General features: G+C 55.9%; 14 protein-coding genes and 4 tRNA genes. 4 read left to right on the top strand and 14 right to left on the bottom strand.

Annotated features, from left to right (window positions below; translation table 11 throughout):
- Positions 1–53 precede the first annotated feature (53 nt).
- A complete protein-coding gene (locus tag HP564_RS16655; RefSeq protein WP_371244905.1) occupies positions 54–2,612 on the bottom strand; it encodes a class I adenylate cyclase in 2,559 nt (852 codons plus the stop codon).
- Positions 2,613–2,928: 316 nt separating this feature from the next.
- On the opposite strand from HP564_RS16655, the gene hemC reads away from it, so the two are divergent.
- From hemC to hemY, 4 genes are read left to right on the top strand one after another with little or no spacing between them, the layout of a single operon-like run.
- Positions 2,929–3,870, top strand: a complete 942-nt coding sequence (hemC, locus tag HP564_RS16650) for a hydroxymethylbilane synthase (protein WP_371244903.1) — start codon at positions 2,929–2,931, stop codon at positions 3,868–3,870.
- Positions 3,867–4,607 carry a uroporphyrinogen-III synthase gene (gene hemD, locus HP564_RS16645; protein WP_371244901.1) on the top strand — a complete coding sequence of 247 codons (741 nt, stop codon included), beginning with the start codon at positions 3,867–3,869 and terminating at the stop codon, positions 4,605–4,607. The genes hemC and hemD overlap by 4 nt, the downstream gene beginning before the upstream one ends.
- A 24-nt stretch (positions 4,608–4,631) precedes the next feature.
- Positions 4,632–5,765, top strand: coding sequence for a uroporphyrinogen-III C-methyltransferase (hemX, locus tag HP564_RS16640; protein ID WP_371244899.1), 1,134 nt, complete (start codon positions 4,632–4,634; stop codon positions 5,763–5,765).
- Between the two features lie 4 nt (positions 5,766–5,769).
- Positions 5,770–6,966, top strand: coding sequence for a protoheme IX biogenesis protein HemY (gene hemY / locus HP564_RS16635; protein ID WP_371244897.1), 1,197 nt, complete (start codon positions 5,770–5,772; stop codon positions 6,964–6,966).
- Positions 6,967–7,704: 738 nt separating this feature from the next.
- On the opposite strand, the gene HP564_RS16630 is transcribed toward hemY, so the two are convergent.
- The 13 genes from HP564_RS16630 to wzzE form a co-directional block, all read right to left on the bottom strand.
- Positions 7,705–7,781 (bottom strand) — tRNA-Pro (locus tag HP564_RS16630).
- A gap of 25 nt (positions 7,782–7,806) precedes the next feature.
- Positions 7,807–7,893, bottom strand: a tRNA-Leu gene (locus HP564_RS16625).
- Between the two features lie 16 nt (positions 7,894–7,909).
- A tRNA-His gene (locus HP564_RS16620) sits at positions 7,910–7,985 on the bottom strand.
- A gap of 94 nt (positions 7,986–8,079) precedes the next feature.
- Positions 8,080–8,156, bottom strand: a tRNA-Arg gene (locus tag HP564_RS16615).
- A gap of 159 nt (positions 8,157–8,315) precedes the next feature.
- Complete coding sequence (wecG, locus tag HP564_RS16610; protein ID WP_371244895.1) at positions 8,316–9,056, bottom strand: lipopolysaccharide N-acetylmannosaminouronosyltransferase; 741 nt, start codon at positions 9,054–9,056, stop codon at positions 8,316–8,318.
- 35 nt (positions 9,057–9,091) lie between these two features.
- On the bottom strand, positions 9,092–10,435 hold the full coding sequence (wzyE, locus tag HP564_RS16605; RefSeq protein ID WP_371244893.1) for an ECA oligosaccharide polymerase: 1,344 nt from the start codon (positions 10,433–10,435) through the stop codon (positions 9,092–9,094).
- Complete coding sequence (locus tag HP564_RS16600; RefSeq protein ID WP_371244891.1) at positions 10,432–11,499, bottom strand: TDP-N-acetylfucosamine:lipid II N-acetylfucosaminyltransferase; 1,068 nt, start codon at positions 11,497–11,499, stop codon at positions 10,432–10,434. Before HP564_RS16600 ends, wzyE begins: the two co-directional genes overlap by 4 nt.
- Positions 11,496–12,746, bottom strand: a complete 1,251-nt coding sequence (wzxE, locus tag HP564_RS16595; protein ID WP_371244889.1) for a lipid III flippase WzxE — start codon at positions 12,744–12,746, stop codon at positions 11,496–11,498. Before wzxE ends, HP564_RS16600 begins: the two co-directional genes overlap by 4 nt.
- Positions 12,746–13,876 carry a dTDP-4-amino-4,6-dideoxygalactose transaminase gene (rffA, locus tag HP564_RS16590; protein WP_371244887.1) on the bottom strand — a complete coding sequence of 377 codons (1,131 nt, stop codon included), beginning with the start codon at positions 13,874–13,876 and terminating at the stop codon, positions 12,746–12,748. Before rffA ends, wzxE begins: the two co-directional genes overlap by 1 nt.
- Entirely contained in the window at positions 13,863–14,570 is a 708-nt protein-coding gene (gene rffC / locus HP564_RS16585; protein ID WP_371244885.1) for a dTDP-4-amino-4,6-dideoxy-D-galactose acyltransferase, read from the bottom strand. Before rffC ends, rffA begins: the two co-directional genes overlap by 14 nt.
- A 24-nt stretch (positions 14,571–14,594) precedes the next feature.
- Positions 14,595–15,854 (bottom strand): UDP-N-acetyl-D-mannosamine dehydrogenase, encoded by a 1,260-nt coding sequence (wecC, locus tag HP564_RS16580; RefSeq protein ID WP_371244883.1) that lies wholly within the window; start codon positions 15,852–15,854, stop codon positions 14,595–14,597.
- On the bottom strand, positions 15,851–16,981 hold the full coding sequence (gene wecB / locus HP564_RS16575; RefSeq protein WP_371244881.1) for a non-hydrolyzing UDP-N-acetylglucosamine 2-epimerase: 1,131 nt from the start codon (positions 16,979–16,981) through the stop codon (positions 15,851–15,853). The genes wecC and wecB overlap by 4 nt, the downstream gene beginning before the upstream one ends.
- A complete protein-coding gene (gene wzzE / locus HP564_RS16570; protein ID WP_371244879.1) occupies positions 16,978–18,030 on the bottom strand; it encodes an ECA polysaccharide chain length modulation protein in 1,053 nt (350 codons plus the stop codon). Before wzzE ends, wecB begins: the two co-directional genes overlap by 4 nt.
- Positions 18,031–18,037 lie beyond the last annotated feature (7 nt).

The following is an 18,037-nucleotide window of genomic DNA, read 5'->3' as shown; positions in this document are numbered from 1 at the left end:
TTCACGTGCGCACGGTGACGTTCTGAGGGAAGTGCCGCGCGGTGGGCGTGGCGTCAGTGTACCTGGTAACGCGGCTGGTAGTCGCCGTTATCGTTATTCGGCTGCGTGGCGCAAAGCTGCGCCAGCGTCTGGCTGCGGAACGGGATCACCTGGAAGCGGTCGCCGCTGTTTACGATCTGATAAAACTGCGGCAGGTTAAAGTTGATAAAGCTGGAACCATAGGTAAAACGGTCGTGTGATGAGGAGTAAAAACGGCTGACGTCGCGCACCAGCTCCTCTTTGCTGCCTTCGCAGTGGTGATAGACCTCAACGCGGTTAGTTTCATCCAGAATATAGATGTTGAAACCCTGCTCGTCGGTGGTGTCTTCAAAGAAGAACTGAATAATTCCTTCACTGGCGTAACCGTTCACCACCGGCGGCAGCGGCGTCTGATTCGACTCGACTTTAATCGACAGGCCGTGCAGCTTGTTGTTAGAAATCGCCCCGTAAAATTCGACGGCGTTTTCCAGTTTCTGCACCGATACACTCATGCGTTCAAAGAAGAGGCCCCACGTCTCACCTGCCATGCGCAGCGCCTTAAAGCGTCCCGGCTCCTGGCGAGTACTGGAGAGACGCAGCTCAATGCACTCAGAAACCAGCTGCTGCACGCGGGTGCGGATCAGGCCGCGCAGATGATGGCTATAGCAGAACACCTCCACCGTATCAGGCGGCGCGGCATCCTGATGCATTTTGCCGAGGATGGTTTTCAGTGCTTCAATCATCGCCTGCTCGCCGCTGAAGTGCAGCGTACGCACCTCATTCCATGAGTTGCGGTAGAGAAGATCGATACTGCCGATCAGACACTGCTGCTGCTGACCAAAGCTAAACACATCGAGCTTACGGAAGTCGAAATGCACCACCTGATTACGGAAGGCGGATGTCGGATCGTGCTCAAGGTTAACAATAATCGCCAGGTGACGGATTTCGCATGGGCTGTAGAGCGCTTTTGGCGTGGGCGCAGGCAGACGCAGCGGAAAGTGGGATGAAACGTCGTTCACCAGCTCCTGCAACCGTGCCAGGTCGCAGATCTCATTTCCTTTGATGTGTAAACGCGTTTTGCTGGTCAGCAGCCCGTTAAACCATGCCCAGGCCACCAGCTTGTTCAGATAGCGGTTATATTCCAGCGGCTGATGGCTGATAATCGAACTCATGTCAGGCGACTGGTTATAGAGATACCAGCCTGAACGGTTCGCACGGCCCGCAGGCACATGAATAAAGGTCAGGTTCTCTTCCGACAGGTCGGGTGAAATCTGCGGATTAACCAGCGTGACTTTTCCCGGCAGTGCTTCAAAGGCGGCGTACAGTTTACGCGTCAGCACGCCGATATCCTGCGGACTCGCACTGACGCTTAAATTGTTGCGGCGGGCAAAGCGGATCAGGTTGCGATAGCTTTGCATCATCGCATCCAGCAGCTCGTTGTGGGCTTCGCGCACGCGTTCTATTTTCCAGCCGTTGCGGTTATCGAGAATGGCCAGTTTTTCATCGTCCCAGCCCCACTCTTTAACTAACTGAGAGAGGATTTCGCGACGCCAGCCTGAACGGCTGCTGTTCGCGTCGGCGCTCAGCTTTTCGCAGACTTTCAGATAGAAGCAGCGGCGCACCAGATCAAGACGCGGCTGGTCATCAACGCTGGTCAGATAGTGTGTGACGCGTTCCAGCATCATGCAGTAGGGATCGAGGCCAAAGCTGACAATTTCACCGTCATGCAGGCGCTGTTTAATATCCATCGCCAGCAGCTGAGTATCGGGATACTCCCAACTATAGGCTTCCAGCAGCAGGGTTTTCAGCACCGCTTTGTAAGGTGAATCAATGCTTTTGTAGAGCTGCCACAGACTGGCACCAAAATATTCTTCCGCAGACAGCGTGCCCAGTCCGCCCAGATCGAGCCATTCGTTTGGCGTGAGCACCCCCTGCGCGTAGAGTGACATCACATAGTCGTCATAGTGATGCTCTTCTTCGCACGGCACCATGTTCCACAGAATACGTTTGCCCGCCATGCGCACGGCGGTACGATAGAATTCGTCCAGCAGCAGAATATGCTGCGTCGAGCCACAATCTTCAGCCCCGAGGCTGCCGCTTTCGTTGTGGCGAAAGCGATTTTCGTCAATCAAGAAAAAGCTGACTTCCACGCCCATCGACATGCACCACTTCTGCAACAGGGTGCATTTGCGTTGCAGATTGAGACGCTCTTCGTTGTCCAGCCATGACTGATGACATACCCAGATATCGAGGTCAGAAATCGTGTTCTGCCCCACTGAAGAGGTGCTGCCCATGGAGTAAATGGCGGTGATGGGCATCTCGCCGGTGCGTGAAGCATCAAGCGTCAGCTCGCGGTTGCCCGCCAGCCCTCGAAGCAGTTGCAGCTGGTTTTCTTCAGGCGTGAAGAAGCTGATGCCACGGGGAACGTTACCGTCAAAGTAACCTGGCATCAGCGGGTGATGATAATGTAATAAGGTTGGCAGCAGACTGTATACGTGCTGGAAAGCAGGTCCCATCGCAGCCAGCGCGCGATCGACGCGCAGCTGATTGATGGCATCCAGTCTCTGTTTCAGTGTCTCAATGTAGAGGTACAAGACGTTTCGCCTGATTGTCCCAGTGTTTAAGCAACCTGTTTCCGGAATCTGCCGCTTAATAATAAAAAAAGGGGGACAGATTATTGCTGGAAACGTGATCAATCTAACACCTGGCAGATTGACCGTAAAGAAAGTTGCGCTACTTAACAGTTTAGCACGTTCCTGTTCGCATCCTGCGCTTTCGGACACCGGCGTCCGCGTTTCCCTCTTTTAACGGGCAATCTTCCTGTCCGTCCGGTCAAATCGTCCGTTGAAACTGTCCGCCGTTGGCCGACAATGATAGGATATTCGGTGAACGATCAAAATGGTTAACAGCATGTTAGACAAAATTTTCAGAATTGCTACAAGACAAAGCCCCCTTGCGCTCTGGCAGGCACATTATGTCCAACAGCGCCTGATGGCAGCCCATCCGGGCGTGCGCGTTGAGCTGGTACCGATGGTGACTAAAGGTGACATCATCCTTGATACACCGCTGGCTAAAGTGGGTGGCAAAGGGCTTTTTGTCAAAGAGCTTGAGCTGGCGATGCTGGAAAATCGCGCCGATCTTGCCGTCCACTCAATGAAAGATGTCCCGGTTGCCTTTCCTGAGGGGCTGGGGCTGGTGACAATCTGTGAGCGCGAAGATCCACGCGATGCCTTTGTCTCAAACCACTACTCCTCCCTTGACGCGCTGCCGCACGGCGCTGTAGTGGGTACCTCCAGTCTGCGTCGCCAGAGCCAGATCAGTGAACGACGCCCCGACCTGGTGATCCGTTCGCTGCGCGGCAACGTCGGAACCCGCCTGTCGAAACTCGACGCAGGCGAATACGACGCCATTATTCTGGCGACCGCCGGGCTAAAACGTCTCGAACTTGAAGCACGTATTCGCCAGCCGCTGCCCGCCGAAATTTCTCTGCCTGCTGTAGGCCAGGGTGCCGTGGGCATTGAGTGCCGGCTTGACGACCATGAGCTGATCGGCCTGTTACAGGCGCTCAACCATGATGATACCGCGGTCTGCGTGAAAGCCGAACGCGCCATGAATACGCGTCTTGAAGGCGGATGTCAGGTTCCTATTGGCAGCTTCGCCGTGCTGGAAGGGGATGACCTGTGGCTGCGTGGGATGGTAGGTGCGCCAGACGGCAGCATAATGGTACGCGGCGAACGTCGTGGCCCGCGCACCGAAGCGGAAGCCATGGGCATTTCTCTGGCTGAAGAGCTGCTCGCTAAAGGCGCACGTGAAATTCTGCACGATGTCTATCAGGGGCAGCCGCCTGTATGAGCATCCTGATCACTCGCCCGGAGCCTGCGGCCAGTGCGCTGGTCTCGCGTCTTCACAAGCTCGGCAGCGAGGCGTGGAGCCTGCCGCTGATTGAGTTTGCCCCGGGCAGCGATCTTGATGTTCTGCCGCAACAGCTTGCCGCTCTGCGCGCTGGCGATCTGGTTTTTCTGCTGTCACAGCAGGTCATTTACCATGCGCAGCCCGCGCTAACGCGACACGGCGCAGCATGGCCGTCAGACCTGAACTATTATGCAATTGGTCGCAGCACGGCGCTGGCGTTTCACACCGCCAGCGGTCGTCATGTCGATTACCCACATGCGCACGAAACCAGCGAAGAGCTGATTCGCCTGGCCGCGTTGCAGCAGGTAGCGGGTAAGAAGGCGCTGATACTACGCGGCAATCCCGGACGAGAACTTCTGGCAGACACGCTGGAAAATCGTGGCGCGGATGTCTCTTTCAGCCAGTGCTATCAGCGCTGTCAAAAACAGTACGATGGTGCCATTGAAGGTAGACGCTGGCGCAACCGCGGCATCACAACGCTGGTAGTGACCAGCGGTGAAATGTTACAACAGCTGTTTTCGCTGTTCCCCGCGATCGATCGTGAGGAATGGTTATTGCGCTGTCGACTGGTTGTCGTCAGTGAACGTTTGGCTACGCTGGCCAGTGAACTGGGCTGGTACGATATTCAGGTAGCCGATGGTGCCGATAACGATGCGCTGCTGCGTGCGTTACGCTGAACTTACTCATGGGATGTACCACAGATGACGGAACAAAAAGCGACCTCCGCCCCGGTTGAAGAGACCACGCCAGTGGTAGACACTTCGCCCGCCTCACCTCAGAAACCGCCTCGCGATAAGAAAAATGGCGGACTGGTGCTGGGCGCAGTGGCGATTGTCATTGCCCTGGCAATGGGGGCAGGCCTGTACCTGAACGGGAAACACCAGACAGATCTTCAGGCGCAGGCAAACCAGAGCCTGAGCGACAAACTGAATGCCTTGCAGCAGCAGGCAAACAGCGATAAGCAGCAGCTGGCTCAGCAGCTCAGTAGCGCACAAAGCGCGCTGAATGATGCCCGAAATCAGCAGGATTCGACGGCGAAAGAGCTGGAAACGCTGCGTGAAAAAGTCGCTTCGCTATCAGGTAATGACGTGCGTACCTGGTTAATTTCGCAGGCGGATTACCTGGTGAAACTGGCCGGGCGCAAGCTGTGGAGCGATCAGGATGTCACAACTGCGGCGGCGCTGCTAAAAAGTGCAGACGCCAGCCTTGCCGATATGAATGATCCAAGCGTGACCAGCGTGCGTCGCGCGCTTACGCAGGATATCAGCACCCTCTCGGCCATCAACCAGATCGACTATGACGGCATTATTCTGAAGCTAAACCAGCTGTCGAATGGCGTCGATAATCTGCGTCTGGCAGACAACGACAATGATGATGCGCCTATGGACAGCGATGAGGGTGAACTCTCCTCTTCGCTACGTGAATGGCGCCAGAACCTGGTGAAAAGCTGGCACAACTTTATGGATGACTTCATTACCATCCGCCGTCGCGATAACACCGCGCAGCCATTGCTGGCTCCTAATCAGGATGTTTACCTGCGTGAAAACATCCGTTCACGCCTGCTGATTGCGGCGCAGGCGGTGCCACGTCACCAGGATGAAATCTACAAACAGTCTATTGATACCGTATCCAGTTGGGTACGTGCCTGGTATGACACCAACGATGCCGCCACCAAGGCCTTTCTGGCACAGCTGGATGAGCTGAGTCAGCAGAGCATCAATATGGATCTGCCGGACAGTCTCGAAAGCCAGCCGCTGCTGGATAAGCTGATGCAGACGCGCGTGCGCAACCTGATCGCGCAGCCGTCCGTCGCCGCTGATCAGCAAGGAGGCTAAGCCTATGCTCAAGGTATTTATTCTGTTTGTGCTGCTGATCGCCGGGATTGTGGTCGGCCCAATGATTGCTGGTCATCAGGGCTACGTGTTGATACAGACCGATAACTGGAACGTAGAAACCAGCGTAACGGGGCTGGTGATTATCCTGATTATCAGCCTGTTGATTATTCTGGGCGTGGAGTGGCTGCTGCGTCGTCTGTTCCGCACCGGTGCACGCACTCGCGGCTGGTTTACGGGACGCAAGCGCCGCCGCGCGCAGCGCCATACCCAGACCGCCTTGATGAAGCTGGCCGAAGGCGATCATCGCCAGGTTGAAAAACTGCTGTCAAAAGATGCTGACCACGCTGAAGTACCGGTGGCCAACTATCTGCTGGCAGCCGAAGCCGCACAGCAGCGCGGCGATGAAATTCGCGCCAATCAGCATCTTGAGCGCGCTGCCGAGCTGTCAGATAACGATGTTATTCCGGTTGAGATTACCCGCACCCGCATCCTGCTGGCGCGCAATGAAGATCATGCTGCGCGTCATGGCATCGACCGTCTGCTGGAAGTCGCGCCGCGTCACCCAGAGGTTCTGCGCCTGGCAGAGCAGGCCTACGTACGCACCGGGGCCTGGAGTTCGCTGATTGATATCCTGCCAGCGATGGAAAAATCGCAGGTGGGAAATGAACAGCATCGTGCCGACCTGCAACAGCAGGCATGGCTGGGCCTGATGAATCAGGCAATGGCCGATCAGGGCAGCGATGGCCTGAAACGCTGGTGGTCAAATCTGAGCCGTAAAACGCGTCAGCAAACGGCGCTACAGGTGGCGATGGCTGATCATTTGATCGAGTGCGACGATCACCAGACCGCGCAGGAAATTGTGCTGGACGGCCTGAAACGCCAGTACGACGATCGTCTGGTATTGTTGATGCCACGTATTAAAAGCACCGCGCCTGAAGCGCTGGAAAAAGCGCTGCGCCAGCAGATTAAACAGCATGGCGCAACACCGCTGCTGCATAGCACGCTGGGACAGTTGCTGATGCGTCATGCTGAATGGCAGCAGGCGGTTGAGGCGTTCCAGCAGGCGCTGGCACAGCGTCCTGACGCCTTTGACTATGCGTGGCTGGCGGATGCCTACGATCGTCTGCATCGTCAGGAAGAAGCGGCGAAAATGCGCCGGGAAGGACTGTTGCTGACGTTAAAAAACAATCCGAATGCTTAATGTTGTTGTTACTTTTTGATGCCGGGCTTGCCCGGCTTTTTTTTGCCTGTTTTTCAGCGCAAAAAAATACCTGCCAGAAGCAGGTATAAGATCAGGTCGGTAAGGCAACCTTATGGTACCTGACTCAACGGTGTGTCTGTTGACCCTGTAAGGCGTGAGCGATGCAGGCAGGCAGACAACAGGTACCCAAAAGTGGCTCTGCATCATTCCCAGGTTTATGCAGCGTAAGCAGACATAAGAGGTGGAATGAGCATCTACGCGATAATTATTGCACAGAGCGTGCCAGATTGCCGAAAAGAGATTAATCCTTTATTTTTTATAGGATTAAAAAAAGGGGTCGTGGCAGCGGTTGCCAGATTGTCGGTAACAGACGACATCAAGCTGCTTTACTGTCTGTGTTTTGAGACAAAAAGAGCACGCTCTCTACATCTACATAGAAAACAGATAATTAGTTGTCTCAAACTAACGACAAACCTGTTTTAGTGCAGAGTGGGAAAGCATGACTGGAAAAACTCAGCGTCCTGCCGTCCATCTCTTGTCAAAGAGGCAGCACCTCAGCCAGCGCGCAGATGGCATAACATGGAAGAGCAAAGCGTTTACGACAGCGATGTCGCGGAATGATCAAGCCCAGGTACGAGCGAGCTGGCGCTCCGTCTGTGTCATCTGCGGGTACACCATCTCCACCGTCTCTTTTCTGAAGACGAAAAAAAACCTGCTTTTTCAAGCAGGTTTATAAAATGGTCGGCGAGAGAGGATTCGAACCTCCGACCCACTGGTCCCAAACCAGTTGCGCTACCAAGCTGCGCTACTCGCCGATAATTTTTATTGTTCTCTTTTGCCTGGTGCGAAGAGAGGGACTTGAACCCTCACGTCCGTTAAGACACTAACACCTGAAGCTAGCGCGTCTACCAATTCCGCCACCTTCGCATATCCCAGCAAAATCTGGGGTGGCTAATGGGACTCGAACCCACGACAACTGGAATCACAATCCAGGGCTCTACCAACTGAGCTATAGCCACCACAATTTGGTATGTTGCAAGTCGCTGACCTACACCATGTAACTCTTTACTAACGCGGTAATGTAACCACCGCAGCTCCTGCGCACAAACTTAATGGCGCGCCCGACAGGATTCGAACCTGAGACCTCTGCCTCCGGAGGGCAGCGCTCTATCCAGCTGAGCTACGGGCGCGTAGCGCCGTTGCGGATGGGCATACTACGGGCTTGGGGTGATCCTGTCTAGTGCTTTTTTAATAAAAAAACGCGTTTGATTACGCTTTGTGCATTTCGTCGAGTAATTCGGCACTTTGGCTATTTCCTCACCTGAAAAACACTGCGCTTATCAGCTATATCAAAGATCGCCGCGCCAGTGATAGCGTAAATATTTTATCAGTTTTAACTGGCGACCCAGCCGACTGGGCTGTCGAATCAGCCTGTAGAGCCATTCCAGTCCCAGACGCTGCCAGATCTTCGGTGCGCGCTTCACGTGCCCGGTAAAAACATCGTAAGTACCGCCCACGCCCATATACAACGCATGAGCCCAGTGCGCGCGACAGTCACGCATCAGGAGTTCCTGCCGTGGTGAGCCCAGCGCCACCGTCACAATGCGCGCGCCGCTGGCCGCAATGCGGCTAAAAAGTGCCTCGCGATCGGCAGGCGCAAAATAGCCGTTTTGCGCACCGACAATATTCACATTCCACTGACGACGCAGTTTCTCGCAGGTCTCATCCAGCACCGCCTGACGTCCACCGATTAAAAATACCGGCGTCCCCTGTCGGCCTGCGCGCGCCATCAGCGCCTCCCACAGATCGGCACCGGCAATACGCTCTACCGCTGCATGGGAATACTTTTTGCGAATGGAGCGCACAATGCTGATGCCGTCAGGGTATTTGAACTCCGCCTCCTGCAACAGCGCACGCAGCTCATCGTCATGCTCTGCTGTCAGCATCTTCTCGGCGTTGATGGCGACCAGCGTTCCGCTGCGCACGGTTTCACCCGGCAGCAGAAAATCGACAAACGCGGACATGCTGTCAAAACCATACAGCGACACGCCGCGAATGATATACTGCGGCGCTTCTGGTAACCTTGTCATGGTTGAGTTCTGTTTTCCTGTTGTGCCTAATGGCGTTAAGCCGGACTTTGTAACACCCGGTCGCTGCGACGTCGAATCAATCCGGCGCGATTCAGCAGCCAGTAAAGCATCTTCGCTACGCCGAGGCAGACCAGAAAAATCAAAGCAAAAAAGACGACGCGTGAGCCGAATGCGTCCAGCCCTTCGCGCGCCAGTACAATCATATTGAATACCGCGCCGAAGCAAAAACTCTGCATAACCGCACCGCGGTAGCGATTATCGGCGTCGCGTCCGCGTCGGTAGAGCGTATCAAAGCCCTTAATAATAAGTCCCACCGCAATCGCGCCAGGCAGGATAAACCATACGCCCCCCATTACCAGCAATGAACCGAGCAGCGTAGGCGAAATCGCCAGGCCAGAATGGTTGTTGAGCACTTCCCAGGTAAAGTAGTTCGCGCTGTTCAGCACCATTGAGGGTCTGCCAGGCCACAGCCAGCCGGGAATATAGACATAGAAGTCGCGCCAGATGGGTGCCAACCCCTGAAACGCGATCCTGGAATAATTCTCCAGCAGCAAGGCCAGATTCTCCCACGGCGAAAACGTATCGCGCGTCAGATAGAGAAAGGTATAGAACGCCTCGTCGCCAAATACGCTAAGGTTATAGCGTCGCAGCGCCAGCCAGAACATGCCACAGACGGCCAGCACACCTGCCGCTGCCAGCATCCATAAACTGATCCAGCCGCGCGTAATGCCGATAAACAAAAACAGCGCAAAAGCGATAATAATATTGGCGCGCGTACCGCCCACCAGCGCGTAGGTCAGCAGGCCAAAAGCCACCGTTACGACCAGGAACAGCAGCCAGTTACGCTGTGTGGGGCGCAGAAAATAGAGGATCAGCATCGCCGGAATAAAGAAATAGAAAAAGCGCTTCAGTGCAACGCCAGAGACCTCGCTGGAGAAAATCTGGTTATAGGCTGTCAGCCGGAACAAAAGAAAGCCGTTATGCAGGAAAAACACCGTCACCGTCCCCACCGCCACTAAAGCCAGCAACAGGCAGGTCAGATGCGTCTCGACCCGGTTCATCTGAAGCCAGGGTTTAGCACGCGGCACGCTCCTGGGGCGCAGTCGCACCTTATAGCTGACGTAATAGACCGCGTAAAAAGCCGTTGCCGAAAGCAGGGCCTGAAGAAGATATTCCGGCGGCACAATCTCAACGTTAAAACGGAACACCAGCACGCAGCTTAGCGGAAATCCGAAATAGAAAGTGAGTAAAAACAGCAGCGTGAAAAAGAGGTGAAAATTAAAACGCTCACGTCTGAACTCACGCCAGGTCAGGGTCAGAATAAAACCCAGAGACAAAAGATAAACCACCAGCAGACCGCTGAACTGCATGAGGTTCATAAAGACTCCCCTTCACAATGACGCAATGCGTCGCGCCAGCCCGTCATATAGCCAGGCGCAAAAAAGGCGATAGCCTGCTTGTCGCAGCTCGCCAGCTGGCGGCGAGCTTCCGCCACGCTCTCGTGGTTCAACGCATCCCCGCTAAACAGCACCGGCAGTCCCTGCTCACTGATATCACGCCAGAACGGGTTAAGACGATTGAGTACAAAGGGCACGTTGGCCTGAATCAACAGAGAAAGCGTGCCAATCCCCTGCTGACGCTCGAACATAAAATAACCCAAATGACAGCGACTCAGCAGTGCCAGATAGTCATCAAAAGCCATATTGTCTCGCAGCAGCTCTGTCTGTCCGGCAGGAAACAGCTTCTCTGCTGCCACCGCAATCTCGCTAATATAGCTCTCATTGTTGGGCGGATAGCCCAGCGGCACAACAACGCGCACCGCCTCACCAAACTGCCTGCGGATCGCTTTCAGTCCTTCTATATGCCGATTACTGGCGTCGCCAGAGTTGCCCAGCAAAATCGTAAAGCGTTCGTCAGGCGTGCTCTGCGGCGCAGTAGCAGGCATTTTGGTCGGGAAGTAAAGCCGGGCGGTTGGTACGCGTGGATGGCGCTGCTGGTAATAGTGCAGATCGCCCTGCGTGGCAAAAACCTGCGCCACCCGGCCCTGCGCGATTCGGCGCAGCAGATAGAACAGGCGAAACTTCAGGCTGCGCGACTCTTCATAGAGATCTGCGCCCCAGACGTGCCAGTAAAGCTGGCTGGGGCGGATTTTACCGCTCAGTAACGCCAGCCAGATGCCTGGATTGAACTGCCCGTGGCAGAAAAAGCGCTGCTCACGGTTTTTTGCCCGCCCTGTCAGCGTCTGGGCCAGCGCTTTTTTACTGGGAAAGGTTTCAATATGCAGATGAGTAAACGCAGAAAACGCAGCAGGCTGCTGCGTCACCACCATAAAATGACGTGGTTGTGCTACAGGCAGTTCAATGCTTAACACGTCATTGAAGAAGCGCAGCACCGTCTGATTGTGATGCGGGATATCCGATCCCAGAACGTGAATTAACGTCATTTTTTCCGGCAATAAATCATAAATGCGCTGCAGCAGAGCGCGAAATAACAGATATAGGTCGCCATATAGGCCTGGGCCGCCCCAGTGACGCCTGACAGCGGAATCAGCCAGCGGGAAAAACCCGTCAGCAACACAAACTGACTGATTTCGGCAAGAATATAAAAACGCAGTGATGCCTTAGCAATGACCAGATAACCGAAAACGTAGGCACCGACCTTAAACACATCGCCACACAGCTGCCAGATGAAAAGATCGCGCATCGCGTGGAAGGCGGGAGAAAACAGCAGCCAGATCGCCACATCGCGCAGCAGCCACACGCAAAAACCCAGCGCCGCCACCGTGGGCAGCACAAAGCGCAATGCCCGTCCGATCTCACGCGCAATGTCGCGCTTCTGTTCCAGCCGCGCCAGCGTGGGTAGCAGCCAGACGCTAAAGGTTGCGGTAATAAACTGTAGCCAGGCATCAGAGATACTGGTGACACCTTGCCATAACCCAACCTGCGCCCAGCCCTGATGTTCAGCCAGCAGATTACGCATCATGACCCAGGCCACCGGCAGCGTAACTGACGTGATCGCTGCCATCAGCGTGAATTTTGCCAGGCTGCGTGCATGTTCGGGATGCCATTGTGGTGTGAGCCAGCTGAGCGGCAGCGGTGCTCGCCGCTTGAGTATGGTCATCGCCGGAACGATCACCAGCGCGGGTACCAGTGCAAAGCCCACCAGCGCACCTGCATAGCCGCCAACCCACCAGCACAGCACATAAGCGGCCACGCCAATGAGACTGCCGACAATCAGCGACAGCGCATTGCCGCGCGCGTCACGATAGCCTTTCAGCAGCGCCAGCGCCAGGTTAGCCCAGGCGATACCAAACTGCAGAAAGGCAACAATGCGCACCACATTCTCAAAGCGCGTGTGGCCAAAAAGCGCCTGGCTAATCGGCGCAGCGGCCAGCAGGAATACCAGTGCCAGCAGCGCCGAAAATCCCAGCACCATTGCCGATGCCGTCCCCAGCATGGCACGTAGCGGTCCCGGCTGATCCTGATATTGCGCCACACAGGTGGTGACACCGTTGAAGATGCCCGCTCCCGCCAGCACACCCAGCACGGTGATCAGCTGGCGAAAATTTCCCGCCTGCCCCACGCCTTCCGGGCCGAAACTGACCGCCAGCAGTTTTACCACCAGCAGCCCGGCAGCAATCTTCACCAGCGTGGACGATGCCGTCCACACTGACGCTTTTGCCAGCGACATCAGGCGAAAAAGCTCAGCAAGGAGCTGATAACCGTGTTCTGGTTATTGTCCGTCAGGTTATAGAACAGCGGCAGCCGCAGCAGCCGCTCGCTTTCATGGGTGGTGAAGCGGTCCTCATCATGAAAGCGGCCAAACTGTTCGCCCGCAGGCGAGCTGTGTAGCGGAATATAGTGGAAAACCGTCAGGATCTCGGCCTCTTTCATCCAGTTGATCAGCGCCTGGCGATCGTCACTGTCGCGCAGCTTGATATAGAACATATGCGCATTGTGTTCGCACTCGGCAGGCAGCGACGGCAGCGTGATGCGCCCTTTCACCGCCAGCGGCTGTAAGGCGTCGTAGTAGCGCTGCCACAGTCGTAAGCGCTGTTGATTAATCCGATCGGCCGCCTCCAGCTGCGCCCACAGGTAAGCCGCCTGTAAATCCGCCATGAGATAGCTGGAGCCAATGTCGCGCCAGGTGTATTTATCAACCTGGCCGCGGAAAAACTGGCTGCGGTTAGTGCCTTTCTCGCGAACGATCTCGGCACGCTCCACCAGTGCAGCATCGTTGATCAAGGTTGCGCCGCCTTCGCCGCCTGCGGTGTAGTTTTTGGTCTCATGGAAGCTAAAGCAGCCAATATGGCCGATGGTGCCCAGGGCGCGTCCTTTATAGCGTGACATGACGCCCTGTGCCGCATCCTCAATCACATAGAGCTGATACTTTGCCGCCAGCGACATGATGGTATCCATTTCACAGGCGACGCCTGCGTAGTGCACCGGCACGATAGCGCGCGTTTTATCGGTAATCGCCGCTTCAATTTTGCTTTCATCAATATTGAGCGTGTCGGGACGGATATCCACAAAAACGATGGTTGCTCCACGCAGTACAAAAGCATTCGCAGTGGAAACAAAGGTGTAGCTCGGCATAATAACTTCATCGCCGGGCTGAATATTGATCAGCAGCGCGGCCATCTCCAGCGAGGCGGTACAAGAGGGCGTCAGCAAAACCTTTTTGCTGCCGAACCGCTGCTCCATCCACTGCTGGCAGCGACGGGTAAAGCCGCCATCGCCGCACAATTTTCCACTGGCCATTGCCGACTGCATATATTCAAGTTCGCTGCCGACAACCGGCGGCGCATTAAATGGGATCATGACCTTTCCTGTAAAACCAGTAGGCGGTGCTTTCCAGCCTGGCACCGCTGCGTAAATAGAGTCGCATTGCCGTCAGATTGCTGAGCTGCGTTGCTACGCGTAGCTGTTTCAGCTGACGCACCCGGCCCCAGTCAGCCCCTGCCAGCAACAGGCGCTGGCCGATACCCTGGCCCTGCGCATGCGGCAGCACGCCCAGCAAGCCAACGCGCACGTCGCCTTCTGTTTCGCGCAGAGAGATAAATCCCTGTAGCGCACCGAACGGGTCGCTGGCGATCAGGCACTGATGATCGAAGGTGCCGCGTATCGCGTTTTCAATCCACTGCGCGTAAAACCGGCCGCTGTCGCCTGCCGCGAACCAGGGTGCACGGAAGCGGCTCTGTACAAACAGCTGCGCCGCCGCCGTGCGCAGCTCGTCGATTTGCGACTCACGTGCGATGCGAATACCGGACTGTCGTTCGGTGCGTGTAATGTTCATCGCCAGATCGGCTTCACCCTCTGCCAGCTGAAAACCGTACTGACAGAGATCATCCGTGACGTCGATCCGATCGGCAGGAACTTTGATTTGCCACAGGCTGGCCGGATGGCGTAGCGCTTCGTCCAGCGGCAGCTCGCCATCCAGCTCGAGACGCGCCGTCGTCAAGCCGAAAAAGGCGCTTTCCCACGCAAGGGGATTAATACTGACGCGGACGGGCATGCAGTAAATCCTGTTGAAGTTTGTTCACCGCCACACTCCCCGCGTATCCACGATCCAGCTTTGCGTCACCTGAGACGCATCAACGGCACGAAACTGATCGTGATCCACCAGCATGACCAGCACATCAGCCTGCGCCAGCGCCTGATCGCGTGACACCAGCTCAGCGCTGTTGCCAAACGCGCCGGGTAGCGCCTTGATATGCGGTTCCACTATCCAGCTCTGCCCGCGATGCCATTCGGCAATCATCTGGGCGACATGCATTGCTGGGCTTTCGCGCAGATCGTCAATATTGGGTTTAAACGCCAGGCCAAAACAGGCAATAACCAGTTCATCGGCTCGCTTGCCGCTTTGGGTCAGGCAGTCAGCCAGCGCCGCTTTTACCTGATTCAGTACCCAGTGCGGCTTGCTGTCGTTGACCTCGCGTGCGGTTCGGATCAGGCGCGCCAGCGATGGATTCTGCGCCACGATAAACCAGGGATCGACCGCAATGCAGTGTCCACCTACACCAGGGCCAGGCTGCAAAATATTGACGCGTGGATGGCGATTCGCCAGCGCGATCAGTTCCCAGACGTTAATGCCCTGATCGGCACAGATCAGCGATAGTTCATTCGCAAAAGCGATATTAACATCACGGAAACTGTTCTCTGTTAGCTTGCACAGTTCAGCCGTCCGCGCATTGGTCTCTACGCATTCGCCCTGCAGAAAGATGCGGTAGAGCGCGCTGGCCTGCGCTGAACACGCCGGTGTCATGCCACCAATGACGCGATCGTTATGAATCAGCTCCTGCATAATTTTGCCAGGCAGCACGCGTTCCGGGCAGTAGGCAATAAAAATATCTGGCGTTCCGCCGTGCTGCGGAAAACGCAGATCCGGGCGCGTCACCGCCAGCCACTCCGCCATCTGCTCAGTGGTACCAACCGGCGATGTCGATTCCAGAATGACCAGATCGCCTTTTTTCAGTACGGGTGCAATCGACTCAGCGGCCGCCTTAACAAAGCGCAAATCGGGCTGGTGATCGGCCATAAAGGGTGTCGGCACCGCGATCAGGAAGGCGTCGGCTGCTTCAGGCTGCGTCGTGGCACGTAAAAACCCTTGCGAAACGGCCTCATGCACCACCTTGTCGAGTGCAGGTTCGACGATATGAATTGCCCCACGATTGATGGTCTCTACCGCATGGGCGTTAATATCCACGCCTGTGACCTTTCTCTTCTGCGACGCAAATACGGCGGCGGTAGGCAGGCCGATATAGCCCAGACCAATAACGGAAATGGTGTCGAAACTCATAGGTTAACTCGGATATCTTTCAAGGCTTGTAATATGCGCTGACAGGCGTTGCCATCACCGTATGGATTGTGCGCGCGGCTCATGGCTTGCCACGCTGACTCGTCAGTCAGCAGCAGGCTGACTTCAGCTACGATTTTTTCCACGCTGGTGCCAACCAGCTTTACCGTACCCGCATCAACCGCTTCAGGCCGTTCGGTGGCGTCACGCATCACCAGCACCGGCTTGCCCAGCGAAGGCGCTTCCTCCTGAATCCCGCCGGAATCGGTGAGAATCAGCCAGGCCCGGTTCATCAGCCAGACAAAAGGCAGATACTCTTGCGGCTCGATCAGCACGACATTATCGATACCGCTGAGAATGCGATTAACCGGCTCGCTGACGTTGGGATTAAGGTGCACCGGATAGACAATCTGTGCCTCAGGATGCTGTCGCGCAATACGCGCCAGCGCGCTGCAGATTCGCTCAAATCCCTCACCAAAGCTTTCACGGCGATGACCTGTGACCAGCACCAGCTTTTTCTCGCTGTCGAGAAACGGATAACGTCCGGCAAGTTGCGCGTTGAGGCTGGGCTCAGCAATAACCCGATCGCGTACCCAGAGCAGCGCATCGATCACCGTATTGCCCGTGACAAAAATGCGCGCATCGGGCAGGTTTTCTGCCAGCAGATTCTGGCGTGAGCGTTCTGTGGGTGCAAAGTGCAGCTGAGCAAGGTGGCCGGTCAGCTTGCGGTTGCCCTCTTCCGGCCAGGGTGAAGTGAGGTCACCGGTGCGAAGTCCTGCTTCCACATGGCCCACCGGAATCTGCTGATAAAAGGCGGCCAGACTGGCGGCCAGCGTCGTTGTGGTGTCACCATGCACCAGCACCACATCAGGTTTAAAGTCGAGGAGCACGGTTTTCATGCCCTGCAGAATGCGGCAGGTAATCTCCGTCAGGCCCTGTTCCGGACGCATGACATCTAAATCGTAATCCGGTTGTAACGCAAACAGGCGAAGAACCTGGTCAAGCATCTCGCGATGCTGCGCCGTTACGCACAGTCGGGAGTCAAAATCAGGATCCTGCGCCAGTGCCTGTACCAGCGGTGCCATTTTTATCGCTTCCGGGCGAGTCCCGAATACAGTAAGCACTTTCACGCGGTATCTCTCACTGATTGAACGCCAGAACGACGCGCCAGCGCAACGCCAGCACCCGTTAATGCACCCAATGCGCCCCACATAATCATCATAAACAGACGACGCGGGCTGTCGCGCGATACGGGCTCCTCTGGCGTACGCAGATAACGATAAGTCTGGAAGGTACGGTTCAGCGTTGGCCCGGCACTGAGGGTTGTCAGCATCGCTCTGTTCTGATCATAGCTGATATCGTAAGTCGGTCCGGTGGCCTGAAGGGTCTCCAGCTGCGCCCGCAGCTGCGGCTCGCCCAGCAGAAAGAGATCGCTGTCGGCGATAGGCTCGCGCGCGTCGCGCGAGCGGTTTTCCTGAATACCCTGCTGGCTGGCCACTTTCAGCGCCTGCTGCAAACGATGCTGCTGACGCTGGAAAACGGCATTGGCCACATCCTCCTGGCGCTTTACCTGTGCCTGTAGCTGCTCGCTGCGTGCCTGCCATGCGCCTTTCAGCTCACCATTAAGATGGCGTGCCGCACGCTCGCTGGCGAAGGCGATATACTGGCGCAGCAGGTTGTTAGCGTCGCTGGCGGTTTCCGCAATCAGCTTTACGCTGTCGCGCGTATTGCGCGCGGTATCAGCGGGCAGAAACTGAATATTAGCGACCATATCGTCCAGTAGCGCCGCATCGTTATGCGCATTACCGGAGCGGCGGCTTTTGTAATACTCCGTTTGCTGCCAGAAGTCGCGCCGCGTATCCCAGGCTCCCAACTGCATAACGAACTCCTGGTAAACCTCATCCATAATGGTCGGAGACGGTGTCGCCAGATTGAGCGTGTTGTTACGCACGTCGAGATTGTTCAGGAACTGCTCTTGCGCGTAATAGGTGTCGAGCATATTCACCGTCGGGCGATCGGTGATGGCCGTGGTGCTCCACGCCTGTTTCATCAGCAGCGAGGCGAGCCAGGCGACCAGCGCAAAAAGTAGCGCCAGCCCAATGATCCAGCGTTTACCGCGCCACAGCGTACAGCACAGGCCGCGAATATCCAGTTCGTTCTCTACAACCTCAGAGGTCATAACAGGG

The organism is Pantoea sp. KPR_PJ (assembly GCF_041386365.1).
In the GTDB taxonomy this organism is placed as follows: domain Bacteria; phylum Pseudomonadota; class Gammaproteobacteria; order Enterobacterales; family Enterobacteriaceae; genus Pantoea.
This window is presented reverse-complemented; position numbering and strand designations above follow the sequence as displayed.

What these genes read in the sequence shown, in the direction of transcription:
- hemC (WP_371244903.1), top strand. Translation starts at nt 2,929, where the DNA reads ATGTTAGACAAAATTTTCAGAATTGCTACAAGACAAAGCCCCCTTGCG.
- hemD (WP_371244901.1), top strand. Translation starts at nt 3,867, where the DNA reads ATGAGCATCCTGATCACTCGCCCGGAGCCTGCGGCCAGTGCGCTGGTC.
- hemX (WP_371244899.1), top strand. Translation starts at nt 4,632, where the DNA reads ATGACGGAACAAAAAGCGACCTCCGCCCCGGTTGAAGAGACCACGCCA.
- hemY (WP_371244897.1), top strand. Translation starts at nt 5,770, where the DNA reads ATGCTCAAGGTATTTATTCTGTTTGTGCTGCTGATCGCCGGGATTGTG.
- wecG (WP_371244895.1), bottom strand. Translation starts at nt 9,056, where the DNA reads ATGACAAGGTTACCAGAAGCGCCGCAGTATATCATTCGCGGCGTGTCG.
- wzyE (WP_371244893.1), bottom strand. Translation starts at nt 10,435, where the DNA reads ATGAACCTCATGCAGTTCAGCGGTCTGCTGGTGGTTTATCTTTTGTCT.
- HP564_RS16600 (WP_371244891.1), bottom strand. Translation starts at nt 11,499, where the DNA reads ATGACGTTAATTCACGTTCTGGGATCGGATATCCCGCATCACAATCAG.
- wzxE (WP_371244889.1), bottom strand. Translation starts at nt 12,746, where the DNA reads ATGTCGCTGGCAAAAGCGTCAGTGTGGACGGCATCGTCCACGCTGGTG.
- rffA (WP_371244887.1), bottom strand. Translation starts at nt 13,876, where the DNA reads ATGATCCCATTTAATGCGCCGCCGGTTGTCGGCAGCGAACTTGAATAT.
- rffC (WP_371244885.1), bottom strand. Translation starts at nt 14,570, where the DNA reads ATGCCCGTCCGCGTCAGTATTAATCCCCTTGCGTGGGAAAGCGCCTTT.
- wecC (WP_371244883.1), bottom strand. Translation starts at nt 15,854, where the DNA reads ATGAGTTTCGACACCATTTCCGTTATTGGTCTGGGCTATATCGGCCTG.
- wzzE (WP_371244879.1), bottom strand. Translation starts at nt 18,030, where the DNA reads ATGACCTCTGAGGTTGTAGAGAACGAACTGGATATTCGCGGCCTGTGC.